Consider the following 22606-nt stretch of genomic DNA (forward strand, 5'->3'; position numbering starts at 1 on the left):
TCGTGGATGGAGAAATCAGAAGAAGAGAGATTGTTAAAAGATTAAGAGAGACCGAAAAGCCAATTAGTGCCACTCGTTTTGCAAAAGCTTTTGATGTCAGCAGACAAATTATTGTAGGAGATGTCGCTCTATTACGGGCGACAGGGGTCGAAATTGTCGCAACAGCTCGAGGGTATATGTTGGAACAACCTTTAGAAGGAATTGAGCGGAAAATTGCTTGTCAACATACGCCTGAACAAACGAGAGAAGAATTGTCAGTCATTGTTGCCAAAGGTGGAGAAGTGGTAGATGTGAGTATTGCACATCCGCTTTATGGGGAATTAATCGGCAGTTTGCGCATTCAATCAGAGAAAGATATTGATAAATTTATGGACAAGTATCAAAAAGAGCATGCTACATTACTATCAGTTTTAACAGGAGGCGTCCATCTGCATACTATTCGCTGTGCAGACGAAGAAACTTTCCAAGAAATCAAAGAGGCACTTCGAAAAAAAAGTATTTTGTTTGAAGGATAACGAGAAAAAGAGAGGACGTTGATGTTTGTTCAAGCCCTTTCTTTTTTTTCTTAGAAAATTACCAAAAAAAGATAGAAGAATTTGTGAATTTTCTTCTATTTTTTTAACTTTTTGCTAGAAATTTTTTATGAAACAGTATACTATTAAAAAAGGAGCCATTTAAACAATAACTATGTCAATTATATATGTTGGTACATAAAAATAAATGGAGAAAAATAAAAAAGGAGAATGAGTATGAAAAAACAATTTGCCCTGTTCTCTACCTTATTACTTTTAGGTTCATCAATGCCAGTAGGTGCATTTGCAGAAGGTAATAACTTGGTAGCTGAAAATAGTTCTGTCGCAGAAACAACCGCAGAAGCAACAACTGCTGAAGCCACTGAAACGACAGCGACTAGTGAAACAACAGAAGCGACAGAAGAATCAACAACTGAAACAGAAAGTTCAACCGAATCAAGTGAATCTGCAACCACGGAGTCCACGGAAACGTCAGGAACCGAAACGACAGATTCCACAACGGATTCTACATCCACAAGTACGACAGAATCGACTACTGACTCCACCTCGACGAGTACAACAGAGTCAACCACAGATTCTACGTCAACAAGTACAACTGAATCAAGTACCACGCCAACGACCACACCAAGTTCTTCTAAAGAACAGCCAAAACCTGGCACGAGTACTTCTGAATCAAAACAGCCGGCGAAACCAGTGACACCAACAGCACCAGCTGAAAAGCCAGTAGAGCAACCAGCAGCGTCAACACCGCAGCCTGAAATAGTCCCACCAGTTACAAATGAAGCGGTTGGGTTAGTGGAAGACGATGAGACGTTTACGGTCAGCAAAACGAAGAAGACAGAAGAGTTTATTCAAGAAATCGGTGAATCTGCTCGGAAAGTGGCCAAGGACAAAAACTTATATGCTAGTGTGATGATTGCTCAAGCAATTTTAGAAAGTGGCAGCGGCAATAGTAAATTAAGCCAGAAACCAAACTACAATTTGTTTGGTATTAAAGGCGATTACAAAGGTCAATCTGTTTCTTTTATTACCTATGAAGACAATGGTTTCGGTAACCTATACACAGTAGAAGCAAAATTCCGTCAATATCCAACGTATAAAGAATCAATGGAAGATTATGCGAAATTATTGAAAAATGGTTTAGATTCCAATAAAGATTTCTATCATGGTGTCTGGAAAACGGAAGCCAAATCATACAAAGAAGCGACACGTTTCCTAACAGGAAAATACGCAACGGACAAAGATTACCATAAGAAATTAAATGCGTTAATTAAAACATACGATTTAACTTATTATGATAAAGAAAAAGCAACCGTTGAACCAATGGAATCAAATTTCCCAGCCTATAATGGCAAAAACTATGACACCTTTAATAGTTATGCTTGGGGCAACTGTACACAATATGTCTACAACCGTATTACGCAATTAGGTAAACGTGTGGACTTAACAATGGGGAATGGTCAAGATTGGGGCGAAACAGGTCGTGCACGCGGGTACAAAGTAAGTCGTACACCAAAAGCAGGTGCAGCGGTTTCCTTCCCAGCTGGTGTTTTAGGCGCAGACAATACTTATGGTCATGTCGCATTTGTGGAAAAAGTCTTTAAAGATGGTAGCATCTTAATTTCTGAAATGAACGTGAAGGGATTAAACGTTGTTTCGACACGTACAATCTCAGCCGATGAAACACATTTGATGAACTATATCGTTCCAAAAGATAAATAAAAAAATCAGCTCTTTGTCAATAAGAACGAATGAGTTGGAAAAATCAAAGCTAGCACTGAAGAAGCAATTTTAATTCTTCAGTGCTAGCTTTTTTTTGTGGCAAAAGTTCTCTCCAATAAAGTTTAATACATTCAGATATTGCCAGGAGGCTTCAGGTCGGGATGAGTTAGCAACAGTCGCTGAGAGCTATATTTTTTTTAGGTAGAATCATTTACTTTTAGGTGGAAGATGTCTTATAATTGTAAGCGGATACAAAAATAAAAAAAGAGGTGGGTAAATGAGTAAAAAAGAAATAAATCAAGTAGTTGCCAGTAGCTATCAATTGTATATTAATGGAGAGTGGACAACAGGTAGTGGTAACAAAATGATTGCTAGTTACAATCCTAGTAATGGCGAAAAATTAGCAGAATTTGTTGATGCCACAAATGCAGATGTGGATCGAGCTGTAGAAGCAGCTCAAGAAGCGTTTCAGACATGGAAAGATGTTGACGTTGTAACAAGAAGCAATCTTTTGTTGAAAATTGCTGATTTGATTGAAGAAAATCAAGAACATTTGGCTATGGTGGAGACTTTAGATAATGGAAAACCGCTTCGGGAAACGCAATCGATTGATGTCCCTGCCAGTGCAGACCATTTTCGGTATTTTGCTAGTGTGATTCGTGGAGAAGAAGGGTCTGTCAAAGAATTTGATAAGGATACGTTATCCATTGTTGTGAAAGAACCCATCGGTGTTGTGGGTCAAATTATTCCGTGGAATTTCCCCTTATTAATGGGTGCTTGGAAATTAGCACCAGCGTTGGCAGCAGGTAATACGGTTGTGATTCATCCGTCCTCGAGCACATCATTAAGTCTGTTGGAATTGTTTAAAATTTTTGATCAAGTCTTGCCGAAAGGAGTAGTGAATTTAATCACCGGTCGTGGTTCTGATTCAGGAAATTATATGTTGGCACATCCAGGGTTTGATAAGCTAGCTTTTACAGGCTCAACAGAGGTGGGATACACTGTCGCTAAAGCGGCGGCCGACCGCCTAATTCCAGCCACTTTAGAACTTGGCGGAAAATCAGCCAACATTATTTTTGAAGATGCCAATTGGGAACGTGCATTAGAAGGCGTGCAGTTAGGGATTTTATTCAATCAAGGGCAAGTTTGTTGTGCTGGGTCTCGTGTGTTCGTTCAGTCAGGTATTTATGATCAATTTGTAGAAGCTTTAAAGGAAAAATTTGAACAAGTGAACGTTGGTTTCCCGTGGGAAAAAGATGTTGAAATGGGCGCTCAGATCAATGAGCATCAATTGGAAGAAATTTTAAAATATGTCGAAATTGGTGTGAAGGAAGGAGCTACACTGATTACTGGTGGGCAACGTTTAACAGAAAATAGGCTAGACAAGGGGGCGTTTTTAGCACCTACGTTATTAGCGAATGGTACGAATACAATGTGTGTGGCCCAAGAAGAAATCTTTGGTCCTGTTGCAACAGTGATTAAATTTGAAACGGAAGAAGAAGTCATTCGTTTAGCTAATGATTCTGAATATGGTCTAGGTGGTGCCGTCTTTTCTCAAGATATCAATGTGGCATTACGGGTTGCTCGTGGTGTACGGACAGGTCGGATGTGGGTCAACACATACAATCAATTGCCTGCGGGCGCGCCATTTGGCGGTTATAAAAAATCAGGAATTGGTCGAGAAACGCATAAATCAATGCTAGATGCTTATACGCAAATGAAAAATATTTACATTGTGACAAAAGAAGAAGCAGATGGACTGTATTAAGTAGTGTAGTGAATTTTAGATAATAAACTTATTTTTGGTTATTGTTATTTTTCGAGCTAAACAAAACAATAATTTTTTTAAAAAGTTGAGTGATGAGTAAAGTAAAACAGATTAAAAGTAAAGCCTGGTACAAAAATCACTTTGGATTTTTGTACCAGGCTTTAAAGCGGAGTAACAATAGTGTTCACTCTTGGTTGTTTTTAATTTTTGACTATTGTAGAAGGAGTTATTTTGCTTCTTCTGCTTCAAATTTAGCAAAAGCTGTTTCAATAACTTCTTTTAATGCAGAAGCAGAAGCTTCCATTTTTTCTTGTTCAGCATCTGTTAATGGAATTTCAATGACTTGTTTAACGCCTTGGCGGTTGATGATCGCTGGTGCACCGATATAAATATCGTTTTGACCATATTCACCTTCTAAATAAACAGATAGTGGTAACACAGAGTTTTCATCGTTTAGGATAGCTTTAGTGATACGCGCTAGTGCAACCGCGATTCCATAGAAAGTAGCTCCTTTTTTCTCGATGATTGTGTAAGCAGCGTCGCGTACGTTGAAGAATAAATTAACCATTGCTTCTTCATCGACGTCAGGATTATTTTTCACCCATTCGTAAATTTGTAAGCCAGCGACATTCGCATGTGACCAAACTGGGAATTCTGTATCTCCGTGTTCCCCTAAGATGTAGGCATGGACATTTCGTGCATCAACATCAACTAATTCGGCAATTGCTTGACGGAAACGAGCAGAATCTAGTGAAGTTCCTGAACCGATTACTCGTTCTTTCGGGAAGCCAGAGAATTTCCAAGTTGAATAAGTCAAAATATCAACTGGGTTTGCGGCAACTAAGAAGATACCGTTGAAACCAGAATCAACAATTGTTGTAACGATTTCTTTATTAATTTTCAAGTTTTTATGAACTAAGTCTAAACGAGTTTCGCCTGGTTTTTGAGGCGCACCAGCTGTTAAGACAACTAAGTCTGCATCATGGCAATCGTCATAAGTAGCAGCATAGATTTTTTTAGGAGAAGTAAATGCTAATGCGTGAGATAAGTCCAACGCGTCTCCTTCAGTTTTTGGTACATTAATATCAATAATCCCAACTTCTTGAGCAATATTCTGAGTTACTAAAGCAAAGGCATAGCTAGAACCTACGGCACCGTCCCCGACTAAAATTACTTTTTGGTGATCTTTATTCCCTGCGGCTGCAGTCATGTGTACCATTCCTTCCTCTACATTCTTTTTCGTGAGCAACGAGTTTTTATTTCCTGTTGCTAAAGTGATAGTAACATGGTTTGTAAAAAATGTCACGAACTTTGATTGTAAAAATGATACAGTTTTCAGACCTGTTTCAAAATGGTAGCTCTTACATGTGCGTAATTTCACTATCTTGCGCATGTTTAAATTTCTAAAAAATTTTTTTACATCTTTCTTAATCTTCAAAGACTGCGAGTTTTTTTATTTCTATGGTATAATGAATAAAACTGGGTAGCGCATACGCTTCCCAGCCATTTTGTGTTGGCAAGCTTATAATCCAAGGAGAATGAAAGATGAAAGTAATCGTAGGACTGGGAAATCCCGGTAGTAAATACAAAGAAACAAAACACAACATTGGCTTTATTACGCTAGATGAAATTGCGTATCGGCAAAATGTTTCGTTTAATAATAGTAATTTTGAAGCAGATATTGCAGAGTTTTTTATAGGGACTGAGAAAGTATTGTTAGTGAAACCATTAACATTTATGAATGAATCAGGTCGCTCTGTTGGGCCGCTGTTGACCTACTTTGGGGTAGATGAGGAAGACTTGATTGTTATTTATGATGACTTAGACTTAGAGGTCGGTAAAATTCGTTTACGGCAAAAAGGTAGTGCTGGCGGCCACAATGGGATAAAAAGTCTGATTGCCCATTTAGGAACAAATGTCTTTCCTAGAATTAAAATTGGCATTGGTCGGCCCTCAAAAAATGATACAGTTATCCACCATGTACTAAGTACTTTTCCCAAAGAAACACACGAAGAGATGTTACTTGCTGTAAAGAAAGCAGCCGATGCCGCTTTATATGCATGCGAAGGACATACGTTTGTTGAAACAATGAATCAATTTAATGGAAAATAGCAGAAAGGAGGGCCCTTGTTTGAATATTATCGAACGAATTAGCCAAACAGAAATTGCTAAATCATGGCGCAGTCAACTAATGACAACAGGAACGCGCCAACTAATTACTGGGTTATCAGGCTCTGCTAAAACATTACTGATGGCAGGCGCTTTACAAAAGACGCATCAAAAAATTGTTATTGCGGTCCCAAACCTATACTATGCCAATCAATTAGTAGATGATTTTTTAAATATTTTACCTTCAGAACAAGTTCATCTATTTCCAGTAGATGAAGTGTTATCTGCCGAAATGGCCTTTTCTTCACCAGAAGCGCGCGCAGATCGAGTGAGTGCGTTAAATTTCCTGATGACAGCGAATGCAGGAATCGTGGTCGTACCAGTAGCTGGACTACGAAAATATTTGCCAACGAAAGAAACGTGGCAAAATGCGCAACTTCATTGGGAAATCGGGACGGAAGTAGAACCTGAAATCCTCGCGCAACGCTTAGTGTTAATGGGCTATGAACGCCAATCGATGGTCGGAAAGCCCGGCGAATTTAGTATTCGTGGAAGCATTGTTGATGTCTATCCGCTAAATGCCGAATACCCTGTTCGGGTGGAACTGTTTGATGTTGAAATTGACTCAATCCGTTATTTTGAAGCAGATACTCAACGCTCATTAGAAAATCTTGAAGAAGTAACGATTTCACCAATGACTGATTTAGTATTCTCAAAGGCAGATATGAATCATGGCATGACGAGGTTACAAGATGCTCTAGAAAAACGTTTAGCGACAGCTAAAGATCAAACGGAGACCGATTTTTTAGAAGAATATTTTGGTCAGTTGCTGTCTTCTTGGGAACAAGGGATTCCTACAGAAAATGCTCACTATTATACAGATTTTCTGTACCAACAAAAAACTACGCTGTTAGATTATTTACCAGAAAATAGTTTGCTTTTTGTGGATGATTATTCTCGTATGATGGAAACGGAACGAGAAATCGCTAGAGAGGAAGCGGAATGGCAAACCCTGAAAATTGAAGAAATGCGCGTGTTTTCTGAACAAACTTTTGGCGTAGACTTTCATGATCAATTGCGAAAAACTGCACGAAATACGACCTTCTTTTCACTTTTTCAAAAAGGAATGGGGAATCTTCGTTTCCAAGAAGTCCATAATTTCCAATATCGTTCAATGCAACAATTCTTCGGTCAAATGCCGTTGCTAAAAGCGGAAGTGGACCGTTGGCAAAAGCAAAACCAAACGGTCGTTGTTTTTGTTCCTACGAAAGAACGGATTCAAAAAGTCGAAGAGCTATTTCAGGACTTTGACATACCTAGCGTAGTAAGCAATTGGGATCAGTTGTTAGATGGGCATGTCCAAATTGTCCAAGGGGCATTACAAACAGGGTTTGAATTACCTAAAAACAAGCTCGTGGCGATTACGGAAAAAGAAATTTTTCATACGACGACCAAAAAACGGGCACGTCGTCAAACAATCTCTAATGCGGAACGTTTGAAAAGTTATAGCGACTTAAAAACGGGCGATTATGTCGTTCATGCAAATCACGGGATTGGTAAATATATTGGTATGGAAACCTTAGAAGTTGATGGGGTCCATCAAGATTACATGACTATCTTGTACCAAAATGATGACAAGTTATTTATTCCAGTAACACAATTGAACTTGATTCAAAAGTTCGTTGCTTCCGAGTCTAAAACGCCGAAAATTAACAAGCTAGGCGGCAGTGAATGGACGAAAACTAAACGAAAAGTTGCTTCGAAAATTGAAGATATCGCGGATGATTTAATCTTACTTTATGCGACAAGAGAATCGGAAAAAGGTTATGCTTTTCCGCCAGATGATGCGTATCAAAAAGAATTTGAAGAGGCTTTTCCGTATTCTGAAACAGATGATCAATTACGTAGTGCTGCCGAAATTAAACACGACATGGAAAAATCTCGACCAATGGATCGTTTGTTAGTTGGCGATGTAGGGTTTGGTAAAACAGAAGTGGCTTTACGAGCGGCTTTCAAAGCTGTTAGCAACAATAAACAGGTTGCCTTTTTAGTGCCAACAACTATTTTAGCGCAACAACATTACGAAACGATTCAAGAGCGGTTTGAGGGCTTTCCTGTAGAAATTGGTTTATTAAGTCGTTTCCGCACGAAAAAACAGCAAAATGAAACAATTGAAAAAATTAAACATGGCCAAGTAGATATTGTGATTGGTACCCATCGTTTATTGTCGCAAGATATTAATTTTAGTGATTTAGGCTTGTTGATTATTGATGAGGAACAACGGTTTGGAGTGAAACATAAAGAACGACTAAAACAATTGCGTTCACAAGTGGATGTCTTGACGTTAACAGCAACGCCAATCCCAAGGACCCTTCATATGTCGATGTTAGGTGTCCGTGATTTATCCGTCATCGAAACCCCACCAGAGAATCGTTATCCAATCCAAACGTATGTCATGGAAAATAATCCTGGGGCGATTCGGGAAGCGATTGAGCGAGAAATGGCCCGAGATGGTCAAGTCTTTTATTTATACAATCGAGTAGATACGATTGAACGAAAAGTTGAAGAGTTACAAGCACTAGTTCCAGATGCACGAATTGCGTATGCACATGGTCAAATGACAGAAGTACAACTGGAGAATACTTTGTTTGATTTTATTGAAGGACAATATGATATATTAGTCACTACAACAATTATTGAAACAGGAGTAGATATTCCTAATGCTAATACCTTGTTTGTAGAAAATGCGGACTACATGGGCTTATCTACGTTGTATCAATTACGTGGTCGTGTGGGGCGTAGCAATCGAGTGGCCTATGCTTATTTTATGTACGAACAGCAAAAAATCCTAAACGAAGTTAGCGAGAAACGTTTAGAAGCAATTAAAGACTTTACGGAATTAGGTTCTGGGTTCAAAATTGCGATGCGTGACCTTTCCATTCGAGGAGCCGGGAACCTTCTTGGTGCCCAACAACATGGCTTCATTGATTCGGTTGGGTTTGATATGTACTCACAGATGTTATCTGAGGCAGTTGCTCGTAAACAAGGAAAAAATATCCAAGACCAAAAAACGTCTGTTGAGATTGATTTGGGCATTGATGCTTATATTCCAGGAACGTACATTACAGACGAACGACAAAAAATTGAAATTTATAAACGGATTCGTCAATTAGAAAATATGGATATGTACGAAGAATTAGAAGCGGACTTGTTAGACCGCTTTGGAGAGTATCCTGACGAAGTGGCGCATTTATTAACCACTGGCCGTATCAAAATGGATGGCGACCGTGCCTTGTTAGAAAGTATTCGTAAACGCGACCAAAAAGTCAAGTTTGTGTTAAGTAAAATTGGCACAAAAACATACTCTGTGGAGCAGTTGTTTGAGGCGTTATCGGCCACCAGCTTAAAAGCGGATCTAGCAGTTGAGAAAGAACAAATGACTATTTCCTTGAAGTTGCCGAAAGATTGTAAAGAAGCTGTTTGGATTCAAGAAATTGCTACTTTTACAACCGCATTGCGACAAGAAAAATACAAACATTCGCAAGAAACGGATTCCCTTTAAAAGGAGGCCTAGAAGATGGCACAAAAAGAAATGCAACGAATGATGCAAGGTGCCGTTGTGTTAACCATTGCTTCCTTCATTGCAAAAGTGTTGAGTGCGTTTTATCGCGTTCCTTTTCAGAACTTTGTAGGGGATGAAGGATTTTACGTGTATCAGCAAGTTTATCCAATCTATGGGATTGCGATGACATTAGCATTGTCAGGCTTACCGCAATTTATTTCCAAAATTGTTGCTGAACAACCAGATATTCGGAGTCAAAAACAAGTGTTGCGCCAACTATATCCCTATGTGTTATGGTTAGCGATTGCTTGTTGGGCCTTCTTTTTCTTTGGTAGTCAAGAAATTGCTATTAGTATGGGGGATGCTGCACTCCAACCATTAATGGAAGTTGTTTCCTTTACCTTTTTACTCGTTCCAATTCTTTCCTTCTATCGTGGGAATTTTCAAGGTCATTTGTTGATGGTGCCTAGTGGTATTTCACAGGTGATGGAACAGTTTGTGCGTGTCGGGGTTATTCTAGTAGCTGCGTTGTCCTATCATTACTTTGGTGGCTCCATTTACCAAACGGGGACGGTGGCTATGAGTGGTGCGTTGGCTGGCGGTGTCTTAGCGGTACTTGTCTTATGGTACTACAATCGAAAAATTCTTAGTGGAAGTACGGAATACTTGCATCAATGGAAGATTATGCCTCAAACCACAGGACTATTTAAACGTTTAATGATTGAGGGTGGTTTGGTCTCTTTATATAGTGCTTTTCTGATTCTATTTCAATTAATTGATTCCTTTAAAGTAAAAAATGCCCTCATGCTTTTCGGGCTCTCTGATTTAGCTGCGAAAGTGGACAAAGGGGTCTATGATAGAGGACAACCACTAGTTCAATTAGGATTGGTAATTGCTTTAGCTTTAAGCTCGACCTTTTTACCAGGTTTGACAAAATATTTTATGAAAAAAGACCGTCAACAATTTTTACAAGTTGCAAAAATCTTTTTGCGTCTTACCACAACCTTGGCATCGGCGGCTTCGATTGGTCTGATGATGTTATTGCCGTACATGAACTTTACGCTTTTTAAAGATTATAAAGGCAACGATGTTTTAGGGGTGTATGTTTTATCCATCGCTTTTATGGCCATTATTCAGGCCTACCAAAGTATTGAACAAAGTCGCAATCGTTTTAAAGGTCCTTTAGTGGCAGCTGGTGTGGGCTTATTAGTGAAATTACTGACAACGGGCTTTTTCACCATTCGTTGGGGAACATTAGGTGCTAGTTGGTCTACTATTCTTGGGTTACTAGCGACGTTATTCGTTTTAGTCCGACAATCGGATGCAGCGATTAATTGTTTTGTTCGAGAACGAAACTTTTTGAAAAAACTGTTGCTTAGTTTAGCAATCATGATGCTGTCATTACTGGTCTATCAAGGAATTATCTCCATCTTGTTCCAAGGTGTGCATCACCGAAGTCAAGCGTTTTTCGTTACAGTTTTAGGTGTTGCAGTGGGTGGTACAGTTTTTATTAGCACCATCATTAAGTTAGAATTATTTACGATACGTGAATGGTTAAGTTTACCGTATGGCGCAAAAATTTTACGGATGAGACAAAAAAAATAAAAGAGGTGAATGTGATGCGGTTAGATAAATTTTTAAAAGTTTCTCGCATTATTAAAAGAAGAACAGTTGCCAAAGAAGTCGCTGATAAAGGTCGGATTCAAATCAACGGAGTCTTAGCCAAATCTTCTAGTACTGTGAAGATTGGTGACCTTGTCAAAATTCAATTTGGGAACAGAATTTTAGAAGTAGAAGTCCTGCAACTAAATGACTCTACGAAAAAAGAAGATGCCACAAAAATGTATGAAATAAAATCAGAAACACGTGTCTCTGAAGAATAAGCAGGTGAGGATGGAGCGCTTGGCAAGTTCATTGAAAAGATGAATATTCCAAGCGCTTCATCCTTTCAGCGTTTTAATGAAACAGACGCGCCGCTTTTGAAAAAAATTAATAAATCAACCACTGTTATTTCAAAAGCAAAGAATATTTTAGAAAAAAGCTTGATTTTCTTTAACTTCTCTGAAATTAACATTAGACAAGGTTCTTAGATGTTGGTATAATAAAACGGACAATCCAAAGCGAGTGGAGCGAGACGATGGGAAAGAATGAAAAAAACTCGAAGAAAGTTGCGGCATTGGAAAATGACTACACGAAAGAACAGTATGTCGAATTCCAAAAACAACAGAAACAATTGATTTTTAGACGCAGACGCTTGGCAGCGATTTTTCTCGTGGCCTTCATTATTTTTGCCTTTTCTGGCATCCAATTGATGAAAGATTATCATCGCTTAGGTGCTTTCAAACAAGAACGAGCAGATGCAATTGCTGAATCCGTAGCAGTTGATAAGAAGGTCAAGGATCTAAAAAAAGACGTTGCTTTGTTAAAAGATGATGATTATGTGGCAAAATTAGCACGTAGCCGTTTCCTTCTCTCAAAAGAAGGCGAACAGATTTATCCCACACCAGAACAAATGAAAAAAACACAGACTTCTGGAGCGGAAGAAAGCAAGAGCAGTTCAGAAAAAAATAGTCAATCACAGTCTTCAACTGAAACAACTAAGTCTTCAGCTGAATAAACTGCAATTATAATTAGGGAAAAAATAGGAGGAACAATTTTTTTATGTCAATCGAAGTAGGAGCTAAATTGCCAGGAAAAGTGTCAGGGATTACTAACTTTGGTGCATTTATTGATTTAGGAGAAGGAAAAACTGGGTTAGTACACATCAGTGAAGTGTCTAATGGATTCGTTAAAGATATTCATGATGTATTAACAGTAGGTGACGAAGTAACAGTGAAAGTAACCTCAGTTGGTGACGACGGCAAAATTGGCTTATCGATCCGTAAAGCGCAAGAGCCAGCAGAAGGGCAACAACCAAAACGTGAATTTCAACGTCGTGAAAACAATTATGAGAATCGTGACCGTAATCCACGCGCAGGGGGCAAAAAGCCTTTCAATAAACCACAAGCAAATAACAATAACAATAAACAAGATTTTGACTCATTGATGAGCTCTTTCTTGAAAGATAGTGATGACCGTTTATCTTCATTAAAACGTAATACTGAAGGCAAACGTGGCGGACGTGGCGGACGTCGCGGCTAAGCACAAACAAATAGGGGGACTGGGGATAACGAATGGGTTATTTCTCGGTTCCTCTTTTATTCTAAGGAAGAAAGAAGGGCGAACAATGTTTTGGCAGTTTTATAAACGAGGAAAAGAACAAGGATTTTGGCAACCGCATCAAACAATCGTGGTCGCCGTTTCTGGTGGTGTAGACTCCATGGCCCTTTTGACGTTAATGGAACAGGTGGCAGAAAAAGAACAATTACAATTGGTTGTTGCACACGTCAATCATCAATTGCGAGAAGCGTCGGCACAGGAAGCGCAATATCTCGCTACCTATTGTCAGCATCGAGAGCTAACGTATTATGAAACACGTTGGGAAGACCCTGAAAAGCAACGGAATTTAGAAGCAAAAGCGCGCACATTTCGTTATGAATTTTTTAAAGAAGTCATGGAAATTGAAGGTGCGGCGGTCTTAATGACGGCACATCATCTAGACGATCAAGCGGAAACGATTTTAATGAAGCTGATTCGAGGAACTAATTTTTCCCATTCCGCAGGCATTAAAGAGAGACGTCCTTTTGCGACAGGGGAATTGATTCGTCCGTTACTTATTTATCCAAAAGAAGAATTGTATCAATTTGCACAGCGCCAAGCATTCGTTTATTTTGAGGACGAAACGAACCAAACCAATGAATATTTGAGAAATCGGCTCCGTAATCAGGTTTTGCCGCTATTAAAGCAGGAAAATCCGCAATTCTTAGATCAGATTGCTTCTTTTAGTAATGAACAACGTTTTGCCCAAGAATTTATTCAGGAACAAATTGAGCCTCAATTATCTGAAGCCGTAGAACCGACCAAACAAGGCTGGCGCATTCCTTTGAAGAGATTATTAAAAGAAACGCCTGCGTACCAGCACTTCTTTTTAACCGCGTTTTTCCAAAAAACATTAGTGCCATTAGGGGTTTCGTTAAACCAACGCCAGATGACACAAATTTTAAAAGTTTTGAATGATGAACGCCAACCGCAAGGCTCGGTTATGTTAGAACAGCAATGGCAACTAGCTAAAAGTTACGATTGGCTGTGCTTAGAACAAAAACAGGTTGCACTGCGAGAAGAAGTTACACATTTATTAGTACCTGGTGCGGGGATTTATTTATCGGAAACCGAGTGGCTAGGATTAATTGCGACAGACAAACCGTTTCCTCTTCCTGAAGAGATTAATCAATGGGCGGGCCAGTTGTTGGCAATCCCGTTGACCACAGCCACACCTTTGACCGTTCGTCATCGCCAAAGTGGTGATCGGATTACATTAAAACTAGGGTTTACGAAAAAATTAAGCAGAGTTTTTATTGATCAAAAAGTGCCAAATGAAGCGAGAGAGAGTGCTTGGGTCATTACGGATGAGCAAGAGGAAATCATTTGGGTACCAAAATTTGCAAATTCCTATTTGAGTATTCCTTTAGAAACTGATAAAATACACTACAGACTCCTTTTTAAGACAAAGGAGTAATGCTGAAAGGAGCGCACTATGATAGAAAAAGATATTGAGAAAGTCCTAATCTCCAAAGAAGAAATTCTTGCGAAGTCTGCAGAGCTTGGCAAGCAACTGACAGAAGAATATCAAGGGAAAAATCCTTTAGTGGTCGGTATTTTAAAAGGTGCAGTACCATTTATGGCTGATTTGACTCGTGAAATCAATACTTATTTAGAATTGGACTTTATGGATGTATCTAGCTACGGCAACGCGACAGTTTCTTCAGGCGAAGTAAAAATTGTCAAAGACTTGGACACAAATGTCGAAGGTAGACATATTTTAATCGTAGAAGATATCATCGATAGTGGTCGTACATTAGCGTATTTAGTAGATTTGTTTAGATACCGTAAAGCTGCATCTGTGAAAATTGTTACCTTATTAGATAAACCAGAAGGCCGTGTAGTAGACATTAAAGCTGACTACGTAGGGTTTGATGTGCCCAATGAGTTTGTGGTCGGTTACGGATTAGACTATGCAGAAACGTACCGCAACTTGCCTTATATTGGCGTTTTAAAACCTGAAGTTTACGAATCAAATTAATATCTATCAAGGAATTAATTGTGTTACAATGTAAAGGTCAGGATTGATAAAAGAATAACATGAATTGTAATGATGAGCATAAGGAGGACAGGCATGAACAAAAAGAATAATGGCATGAAAAATGGTTTATACTACGTCTTAGTAGTACTTGCCATGGTCATGGTTGTCTATTTCATTTTTGGAAATAACAACCAACAATCGCCAGACATCGATTACTCAACCTTCCAACAACAATTGGAAGACGGAAAAGTCAAAGACATGACCATTCAACCAACCAATGGGGTTTACCGGATTGAAGGTCAGTATAAAGAAAAACAAGAAGTGAAAGACACAGGTGGTCTGTCATTGTGGGGCTCAACGCAAGCGTCGTCAAAAGGCTTCACAACAACCGTTTTACCTAGTGATACAACCTTAGCTGGCATTCAAGATGCGGCACAAAATAACAAGGTGAAGCTAGTTGTCAAAGAACAATCAACAAGTGGTGCTTGGTTGTCACTGTTGTTTAGTTTCTTACCATTAGTGATTATTTTCTTCTTCTTCTACATGATGATGAGCCAACAAGGCGGTGGCGGTGGCGGCGGTGGCCGTGTGATGAACTTCGGTAAATCAAAAGCCAAAGAAGCCGATAAAAAAGCTAACCGTGTCCGCTTCTCAGATGTAGCTGGTGCGGAAGAAGAAAAACAAGAATTAGTTGAAGTAGTGGAATTCTTAAAAGATCCACGTCGTTTCGCTGAATTAGGCGCACGGATTCCTGCGGGCGTACTATTAGAGGGACCTCCAGGGACTGGTAAAACGTTACTTGCTAAAGCCGTAGCAGGTGAAGCAGGTGTGCCATTTTACTCAATCTCAGGTTCAGATTTCGTTGAAATGTTTGTCGGGGTCGGTGCTAGCCGTGTCCGGGATTTATTTGAAACAGCGAAGAAAAACGCGCCTGCGATTATCTTTATCGATGAAATCGATGCAGTTGGTCGTCAACGTGGTGCTGGTATGGGTGGCGGACACGACGAACGTGAACAAACCCTTAACCAATTATTAGTTGAGATGGATGGTTTTGATGGCAATGAAGGAGTTATCGTAATTGCTGCAACGAACCGTTCAGACGTGTTAGACCCAGCGTTGTTACGTCCAGGTCGTTTTGACCGCCAAATCTTGGTAGGACGTCCAGATGTCAAAGGTCGTGAAGCGATTTTACGTGTTCATGCGAAAAACAAACCGTTAGCTGATGACGTTGATTTGAAAGTTGTTGCACAACAAACACCAGGTTTTGCTGGTGCTGATTTAGAAAATGTCTTAAACGAAGCAGCCTTAGTTGCCGCTCGTCGTAACAAGAAAAAAATTGATGCTTCTGATGTGGATGAAGCCGAAGACCGCGTAATTGCTGGTCCAGCTAAAAAAGATCGCGTGATTAATAAAAAAGAACGCGAAATGGTGGCTTACCATGAAGCGGGACACACAATCGTTGGTTTAGTCTTAAGCCGTGCCCGTGTTGTCCATAAAGTAACAATTATCCCTCGTGGTCGCGCAGGCGGTTATATGATTGCTTTACCAAAAGAAGATCAATTCTTAATGACTAAAGAAGATATGTTTGAACAAATCGTTGGCTTACTTGGTGGACGTACAGCAGAAGAAATTATCTTTGGCGTTCAATCAACAGGGGCTTCAAATGACTTTGAACAAGCAACAGGGATTGCCCGTAGCATGGTAACGGAATATGGAATGAGTGACAAATTAGGACCTGTTCAATATGAAGGAAACCATCAAGTCTTTGTCGGTCGTGATTATGGTCAAACAAAAGCTTACTCAGAACAAGTGGCGTTTGAAATCGATCAGGAAGTTCGCCGTATCTTAATGGATGCTCATACAAAAGCGCATGAAATTATCGAAGCGCACCGTGAACAACATAAACTAATCGCTGAAAAACTATTAGAATATGAAACATTAGATGCAAAAGCAATCAAATCATTATTTGAAACAGGTAAAATGCCTGAAGGTGCTGACAGCGACTATCCTAGTGAAAAAGAAGCGCAAACATTCGAAGAAGCAAAACGTGCTTTAGAAGAAAAAGAAGCGCAAAAACAAGTTGAAGAAAAACAAGACTTTGAAGAAGCGAAAAAAGAATTACATGATGAAGCAGAAGAAGTCAAAGTAGAAAGCGAACAAACAGAAAAAGAAGTCCAATCTGAAGAGAAAAAAGATTCAGATTCCAATTCTGAATATGATCGCAATAACTACGAAGATCGTTATAAATAACCAATTAGTAGAAGGTGCAGTATTTGTCGAGTTGACGAATACTGCACCTTCTATAATATTAAGATATTCTATAGAAGGAAGATTATTTGGTTGAAAAAACACCTGATTCCTAGTATTATCTGACTAATGGACAAAAAAGCACCAAGAGAAGAGGAAAAAGAATGGAAGATTATTTAGTAAAAGCCCTTTGTTATAAAGGTTCAATACGAGCATATGCCATCAGTGCCACTGAAACTGTTAGTGAAGCGCAAAGAAGACATGATACATGGAGTTCTTCTACCGCAGCGTTAGGACGCACATTGATTGGAGCCCTTTTACTAGGAGCGACTTTAAAAGGTGACGATAAATTAACTGTAAAAGTACAAGGAAATGGCCCAGCTGGCGCTATTATTGTCGATAGTAATGGCCGTGGAGAAACAAAAGGCTACATTAAAAATCCACATGTCAGCTTAAAGTTGAATGCAACAGGTAAAATTGATGTACGTGGTGCTGTCGGTAACGAAGGAATTTTCACAGTCATTAAAGATTTAGGATTAAAAGAAACCTTTTCTGGACAAACACCTATTGTTTCTGGTGAAATCGGTGAAGACTTTACATATTTTATGGCGGTCTCTGAACAAGTTCCTTCAGCTATCGGTTTAGGTGTATTGGTGGACACGGATGAATCTGTGAAAGCAGCCGGTGGTTTTATGATTCAAGTAATGCCAGGTGCCGATGAAAGTACCATTGATTTTATTGAACAGCGTCTAGCGGAAGTGCCACCAATTTCACAATTACTAGAAAATGGAGAAACACCTGAACAAGTCTTGTATCGCTTATTGGGAGAAGACGAAGTAGAAATTTTAGAAAAAATGCCTGTACAATTTAAATGTGACTGTTCCAAAGAAAAATTTGCGACCGCTTTGATTGCTGTTGGGATCGATGAATTAAATGCGATGATTGATGAAGATCATGGAGCAGAAGCAGTTTGTCAATTCTGTAACAATAAATATCACTATAGTGAAGAAGAATTAATTGAACTTCGCGATGAAGCGATTCGCAATACGAAACAAAAGTAGGAGGAAAGACTATGTGGAAAATTGGAGACGTTGAAATCCCCAACCGTGTTGTCGTAGCTCCGATGGCGGGTATTAGTAACGCCGCTTTTCGTGTGACTGTAAAAGAATTTGGCGCAGGATTAGTCGTTTGTGAAATGATTAGTGACAAAGGAATTAAATTAAGAAACAAAAAAACCTTAGAAATGCTATATATTGATGAGCGAGAATATCCTTTAAGTGTACAAATTTTTGGTGGAGATAAAGAAACATTAGTGGAAGCTGCTAAGTTTGTGGAAGAAAATACGCAAGCGGCGATTATTGATATTAACATGGGTTGCCCTGTCAATAAAATAATTAAAGCTGAAGCTGGTGCGAAATGGTTGCTGGAACCGAATAAAGTGCATGAGATGGTTCACGCAGTCTCTTCGGCAGTTTCTTTGCCTGTTACTGTAAAAATGCGAACAGGCTGGGATGAAGATCATCTATATGCTGTAGACAACGCTTTGGCTGCCGAACAAGCAGGGGCTTCGGCAATTGCTATGCATGGTCGGACACGTGTCCAAATGTACGAAGGGACAGCCAACTGGGACGTTTTAAAGGAAGTGAAAAAGCATTTAACCATTCCTTTTATGGGAAATGGCGATGTCAAAACGCCTGAAGATGCTAAACGCATGTTAGAATATGTTGGAGCGGATGGTGTGATGATTGGTCGAGCTGCTTTGGGCAATCCTTGGATGATTCAACGGACGAAAGAATACTTGGAAACGGGCGAATTGATGCCTGAGCCTTCACCAGCTGAAAAAATTAACATTGCAAAAGTTCATTTACAACGATTAGTGGATTTAAAAGGTGAAAAAATTGCGGTCCGTGAGTTTCGCCAACATGCTTCTTACTATCTAAAAGGAATCTCGCGAGCGGCCAAAGTCAAAGTTGCGATTAACCAAGTTGAAACACAACAAGCAGTTGTCGATTTACTTGATGCCTTTGTAGAGAAGATTTCCAAAGTTGCTGTAACTACTATAGAAGAATAAAAAATTCAAGCCGAAAGTAAAATTCGGCTTGCTTTTTTTCGAATTACTGTGGCATTATTAGGATAGGTTAAAATCAAGAATGGAGGAACAACAGTGGCAGAAGAACAACAAGCGCATTTAGAGGATTTAAATGATCAAATGCTCGTGCGCCGCGAAAAAATGGAAGCTTTACGTGAAGAAGGGATTGATCCTTTCGGTAAACGTTTCGATCGCACTCATAATTCAGCAGAACTTCATGAACAATATGATAATCATACAAAAGAAGAACTTAGTGAAATGAATACAGAAGTCAGCGTTGCTGGACGTATGATGACAAAACGTGGTAAAGGAAAAGCTGGTTTCGCCCATTTGCAAGACCGTGAAGGCCAAATTCAAATTTATGTTCGGAAGGACCAAGTTGGAGACGAAGCCTATGAACTATTTAAACATGCTGACTTAGGCGACTTCTTTGGTGTGACAGGTCAAGTAATGAAAACCAATACGGGGGAAGTTACTGTTAAAGCTCAAACAATTACGTTACTAACTAAAGCTTTGCGTCCATTGCCAGATAAATACCATGGATTAACGAATGTGGAACAACGCTATCGTCAACGCTATTTGGATTTAATCAGTAACAAAGAAAGCTTTGATCGCTTCATGAAACGCAGTCAAATTATTAGCGAAATCCGTCGTTATCTAGATGGCAATGGCTATGTCGAAGTAGAAACGCCTGTCTTGCATAACGAAGCAGGAGGAGCTGCTGCTCGTCCATTTATCACACACCATAATGCATTAGATATGGACTTATACTTACGCATTGCCCTAGAGTTACATTTAAAACGTTTAATTGTCGGTGGCATGGAAAAAGTCTATGAAATTGGTCGTGTCTTCCGTAATGAAGGAATCGATACCACTCATAACCCAGAATTTACAATGCTAGAAGCTTATACCGCTTATACTGATTATCAAGATGTGATGGATTTAACAGAGGGAATTATTCGTAATGCTGCGGAAAAAGTCTTAGGAACTACTGATATCACGTACGATGGTCAAGCGGTTGACTTAGGAAGTCCTTTCAAACGTCTACACATGGTAGATGCGGTCAAAGAACAAACGGGCGTAGATTTTTGGCAAGAGATGACGATAGAAGAAGCCCGTGCGTTGGCTAAAGAACATAATGTTGAAATTACAGATGCCATGACAGTCGGTCATATCATTAATGAATTTTTCGAAACATTTGTAGAAGATACGTTGCAACAACCAACATTTATTTATGGTCACCCAGTAGCTGTTTCACCATTAGCGAAGAAAAATCCAGAAGATGGTCGTTTCACTGACCGCTTTGAACTGTTTATTATCGGAAAAGAGTTTGCTAATGCATTTACAGAATTAAATGATCCAATTGACCAACGTGAACGTTTTGAAGAACAAGAAAAAGAACGGGAACAAGGAAATGATGAAGCACACGGAGTAGATGAAGATTTCATCGAAGCCTTAGAATATGGCTTACCACCAACCGGAGGATTAGGTATTGGGATTGATCGACTAGTTATGTTATTAACTGATGCACAATCAATTCGTGATGTCTTGCTATTCCCAACAATGAGATAAAAAAAGATGCCTTAAGGGCATCTTTTTTTTGTATTCGCAAAAAATTAAATAAAAAAAGAATAGAAAAACAATTGAAACCAATTCTTTTTTTCTAAAAAAATCGAAGATGGGTAATAAAAAGAATGGGTAATCTGATAAAAAAACGAACTTTATCTAATCGGATAAGAAAGAATAATCGGTATTGAAAAAAAGTTTAAAAAAAGTGAAAATAATGATTGACCAATGCTTGAAATCTTGGTATATTATTACATGTCGCAAGGCGAGTCACACAGCTGAGCGATTCAGAAATCAATAATTAAATAACAATTCTTGATTTCAAATCTCTCGAAAAAAGTTTGAAAAAACAACAAAAAAGTTGTTGACAAATAACAAGCGAGATGATAAGATATAGAAGTTGTCACAACAGACAACAACAACCGAGCAAAACAACTTAAAAAAACTTTTTTAAAAAAGTTCTTGACATTCAAACGAAAGTTTGTTATGATATAAAAGTTGCTGCGAGGTAACGTAGACCTTTGAAAACTGAACAAAGAATAGACGAACCAAATGTGTAGGGCGTCTTGATTCAATTCAAGACAACAAACATTTTTAACAAGCAAGCAATATGCTAGCAAACAAATTGAGCTTAACAATCGTAAGATTGTTCTAACTTTTATTATGAGAGTTTGATCCTGGCTCAGGACGAACGCTGGCGGCGTGCCTAATACATGCAAGTCGAACGCTTCTTTCCTCCCGAGTGCTTGCACTCAATTGGAAAGAGGAGTGGCGGACGGGTGAGTAACACGTGGGTAACCTACCCATCAGAGGGGGATAACACTTGGAAACAGGTGCTAATACCGCATAACAGTTTATGCCGCATGGCATAAGAGTGAAAGGCGCTTTCGGGTGTCGCTGATGGATGGACCCGCGGTGCATTAGCTAGTTGGTGAGGTAACGGCTCACCAAGGCCACGATGCATAGCCGACCTGAGAGGGTGATCGGCCACACTGGGACTGAGACACGGCCCAGACTCCTACGGGAGGCAGCAGTAGGGAATCTTCGGCAATGGACGAAAGTCTGACCGAGCAACGCCGCGTGAGTGAAGAAGGTTTTCGGATCGTAAAACTCTGTTGTTAGAGAAGAACAAGGACGTTAGTAACTGAACGTCCCCTGACGGTATCTAACCAGAAAGCCACGGCTAACTACGTGCCAGCAGCCGCGGTAATACGTAGGTGGCAAGCGTTGTCCGGATTTATTGGGCGTAAAGCGAGCGCAGGCGGTTTCTTAAGTCTGATGTGAAAGCCCCCGGCTCAACCGGGGAGGGTCATTGGAAACTGGGAGACTTGAGTGCAGAAGAGGAGAGTGGAATTCCATGTGTAGCGGTGAAATGCGTAGATATATGGAGGAACACCAGTGGCGAAGGCGGCTCTCTGGTCTGTAACTGACGCTGAGGCTCGAAAGCGTGGGGAGCAAACAGGATTAGATACCCTGGTAGTCCACGCCGTAAACGATGAGTGCTAAGTGTTGGAGGGTTTCCGCCCTTCAGTGCTGCAGCAAACGCATTAAGCACTCCGCCTGGGGAGTACGACCGCAAGGTTGAAACTCAAAGGAATTGACGGGGGCCCGCACAAGCGGTGGAGCATGTGGTTTAATTCGAAGCAACGCGAAGAACCTTACCAGGTCTTGACATCCTTTGACCACTCTAGAGATAGAGCTTTCCCTTCGGGGACAAAGTGACAGGTGGTGCATGGTTGTCGTCAGCTCGTGTCGTGAGATGTTGGGTTAAGTCCCGCAACGAGCGCAACCCTTATTGTTAGTTGCCATCATTTAGTTGGGCACTCTAGCG

At 39.8% G+C, this 22606-nt stretch carries 16 protein-coding genes and 1 rRNA gene (1 of these 17 running past the window's edge); 16 read left to right on the forward strand and 1 reads right to left on the reverse strand.

Going from position 1 to position 22606, the window contains the following annotated elements:
* Window positions 1-2 precede the first annotated feature (2 nt).
* From IGK72_RS01045 to IGK72_RS01055, 3 genes are all read left to right on the forward strand, one after another.
* Complete coding sequence (locus IGK72_RS01045; RefSeq protein WP_002356248.1) at window positions 3-515, forward strand: transcription repressor NadR; 513 nt, start codon at window positions 3-5, stop codon at window positions 513-515.
* 228 nt (window positions 516-743) lie between these two features.
* Complete coding sequence (locus IGK72_RS01050) at window positions 744-2255, forward strand: glucosaminidase domain-containing protein (RefSeq protein ID WP_002367644.1); 1512 nt, start codon at window positions 744-746, stop codon at window positions 2253-2255.
* A 277-nt stretch (window positions 2256-2532) separates the two neighbouring features.
* Entirely contained in the window at window positions 2533-4023 is a 1491-nt protein-coding gene (locus IGK72_RS01055) for an aldehyde dehydrogenase family protein (protein ID WP_002367645.1), read from the forward strand.
* Window positions 4024-4249: 226 nt separating this feature from the next.
* Here the strand turns inward: IGK72_RS01055 and IGK72_RS01060 are convergent, their stop codons facing one another.
* Window positions 4250-5233, reverse strand: coding sequence for an L-lactate dehydrogenase (locus IGK72_RS01060; RefSeq protein WP_002356251.1), 984 nt, complete (start codon window positions 5231-5233; stop codon window positions 4250-4252).
* Window positions 5234-5568: 335 nt separating this feature from the next.
* Between IGK72_RS01060 and pth the strand changes: the two genes are divergently transcribed.
* The 13 genes from pth to IGK72_RS01125 form a co-directional block, all read left to right on the forward strand.
* Entirely contained in the window at window positions 5569-6135 is a 567-nt protein-coding gene (gene pth / locus IGK72_RS01065) for an aminoacyl-tRNA hydrolase (RefSeq protein WP_002361556.1), read from the forward strand.
* A 19-nt stretch (window positions 6136-6154) separates the two neighbouring features.
* Window positions 6155-9694: a transcription-repair coupling factor gene (gene mfd, locus IGK72_RS01070; RefSeq protein WP_002388750.1), complete on the forward strand. Its 3540-nt coding sequence runs from the start codon at window positions 6155-6157 to the stop codon at window positions 9692-9694.
* 15 nt (window positions 9695-9709) lie between these two features.
* Window positions 9710-11299 (forward strand): putative polysaccharide biosynthesis protein, encoded by a 1590-nt coding sequence (locus IGK72_RS01075; RefSeq protein ID WP_002364515.1) that lies wholly within the window; start codon window positions 9710-9712, stop codon window positions 11297-11299.
* A gap of 14 nt (window positions 11300-11313) precedes the next feature.
* The gene (locus tag IGK72_RS01080) at window positions 11314-11577 is read left to right on the forward strand and encodes an RNA-binding S4 domain-containing protein (protein WP_002356255.1); all 264 of its coding nucleotides are present in this window, start codon (window positions 11314-11316) and stop codon (window positions 11575-11577) included.
* Between the two features lie 254 nt (window positions 11578-11831).
* On the forward strand, window positions 11832-12311 hold the full coding sequence (locus tag IGK72_RS01085; RefSeq protein WP_002356257.1) for an FtsB family cell division protein: 480 nt from the start codon (window positions 11832-11834) through the stop codon (window positions 12309-12311).
* Between the two features lie 44 nt (window positions 12312-12355).
* The gene (locus IGK72_RS01090; RefSeq protein ID WP_002356258.1) at window positions 12356-12835 is read left to right on the forward strand and encodes a S1 domain-containing RNA-binding protein; all 480 of its coding nucleotides are present in this window, start codon (window positions 12356-12358) and stop codon (window positions 12833-12835) included.
* Between the two features lie 85 nt (window positions 12836-12920).
* Window positions 12921-14309, forward strand: a complete 1389-nt coding sequence (tilS, locus tag IGK72_RS01095; RefSeq protein ID WP_023894658.1) for a tRNA lysidine(34) synthetase TilS — start codon at window positions 12921-12923, stop codon at window positions 14307-14309.
* An 18-nt stretch (window positions 14310-14327) separates the two neighbouring features.
* The gene (gene hpt, locus IGK72_RS01100) at window positions 14328-14873 is read left to right on the forward strand and encodes a hypoxanthine phosphoribosyltransferase (protein ID WP_002356260.1); all 546 of its coding nucleotides are present in this window, start codon (window positions 14328-14330) and stop codon (window positions 14871-14873) included.
* Window positions 14874-14966: 93 nt separating this feature from the next.
* Window positions 14967-17123 (forward strand): ATP-dependent zinc metalloprotease FtsH, encoded by a 2157-nt coding sequence (gene ftsH / locus IGK72_RS01105; RefSeq protein ID WP_002363441.1) that lies wholly within the window; start codon window positions 14967-14969, stop codon window positions 17121-17123.
* Between the two features lie 161 nt (window positions 17124-17284).
* Entirely contained in the window at window positions 17285-18181 is an 897-nt protein-coding gene (hslO, locus tag IGK72_RS01110) for an Hsp33 family molecular chaperone HslO (protein WP_002359370.1), read from the forward strand.
* A gap of 11 nt (window positions 18182-18192) precedes the next feature.
* Window positions 18193-19191, forward strand: coding sequence for a tRNA dihydrouridine synthase DusB (dusB, locus tag IGK72_RS01115; protein WP_010710986.1), 999 nt, complete (start codon window positions 18193-18195; stop codon window positions 19189-19191).
* A gap of 93 nt (window positions 19192-19284) precedes the next feature.
* Window positions 19285-20781 (forward strand): lysine--tRNA ligase, encoded by a 1497-nt coding sequence (lysS, locus tag IGK72_RS01120; RefSeq protein ID WP_002359372.1) that lies wholly within the window; start codon window positions 19285-19287, stop codon window positions 20779-20781.
* 653 nt (window positions 20782-21434) lie between these two features.
* Window positions 21435-22606 (forward strand): 16S ribosomal RNA (locus tag IGK72_RS01125) (it continues 389 nt past the right edge of the window).

The organism is Enterococcus sp. DIV0183, from assembly GCF_050541505.1.
In the GTDB taxonomy this organism is placed as follows: Bacteria; Bacillota; Bacilli; order Lactobacillales; family Enterococcaceae; genus Enterococcus; species Enterococcus faecalis.

Coding starts and splice junctions, on each gene's coding strand:
- IGK72_RS01050 (WP_002367644.1), top strand. CDS start 744: ATGAGTATGAAAAAACAATTTGCCCTGTTCTCTACCTTATTACTTTTA.
- IGK72_RS01055 (WP_002367645.1), top strand. CDS start 2,533: ATGAGTAAAAAAGAAATAAATCAAGTAGTTGCCAGTAGCTATCAATTG.
- IGK72_RS01060 (WP_002356251.1), bottom strand. CDS start 5,233: ATGACTGCAGCCGCAGGGAATAAAGATCACCAAAAAGTAATTTTAGTC.
- pth (WP_002361556.1), top strand. CDS start 5,569: ATGAAAGTAATCGTAGGACTGGGAAATCCCGGTAGTAAATACAAAGAA.
- IGK72_RS01075 (WP_002364515.1), top strand. CDS start 9,710: ATGGCACAAAAAGAAATGCAACGAATGATGCAAGGTGCCGTTGTGTTA.
- IGK72_RS01080 (WP_002356255.1), top strand. CDS start 11,314: ATGCGGTTAGATAAATTTTTAAAAGTTTCTCGCATTATTAAAAGAAGA.
- IGK72_RS01085 (WP_002356257.1), top strand. CDS start 11,832: ATGGGAAAGAATGAAAAAAACTCGAAGAAAGTTGCGGCATTGGAAAAT.
- IGK72_RS01090 (WP_002356258.1), top strand. CDS start 12,356: ATGTCAATCGAAGTAGGAGCTAAATTGCCAGGAAAAGTGTCAGGGATT.
- tilS (WP_023894658.1), top strand. CDS start 12,921: ATGTTTTGGCAGTTTTATAAACGAGGAAAAGAACAAGGATTTTGGCAA.
- hpt (WP_002356260.1), top strand. CDS start 14,328: ATGATAGAAAAAGATATTGAGAAAGTCCTAATCTCCAAAGAAGAAATT.
- ftsH (WP_002363441.1), top strand. CDS start 14,967: ATGAACAAAAAGAATAATGGCATGAAAAATGGTTTATACTACGTCTTA.
- hslO (WP_002359370.1), top strand. CDS start 17,285: ATGGAAGATTATTTAGTAAAAGCCCTTTGTTATAAAGGTTCAATACGA.
- dusB (WP_010710986.1), top strand. CDS start 18,193: ATGTGGAAAATTGGAGACGTTGAAATCCCCAACCGTGTTGTCGTAGCT.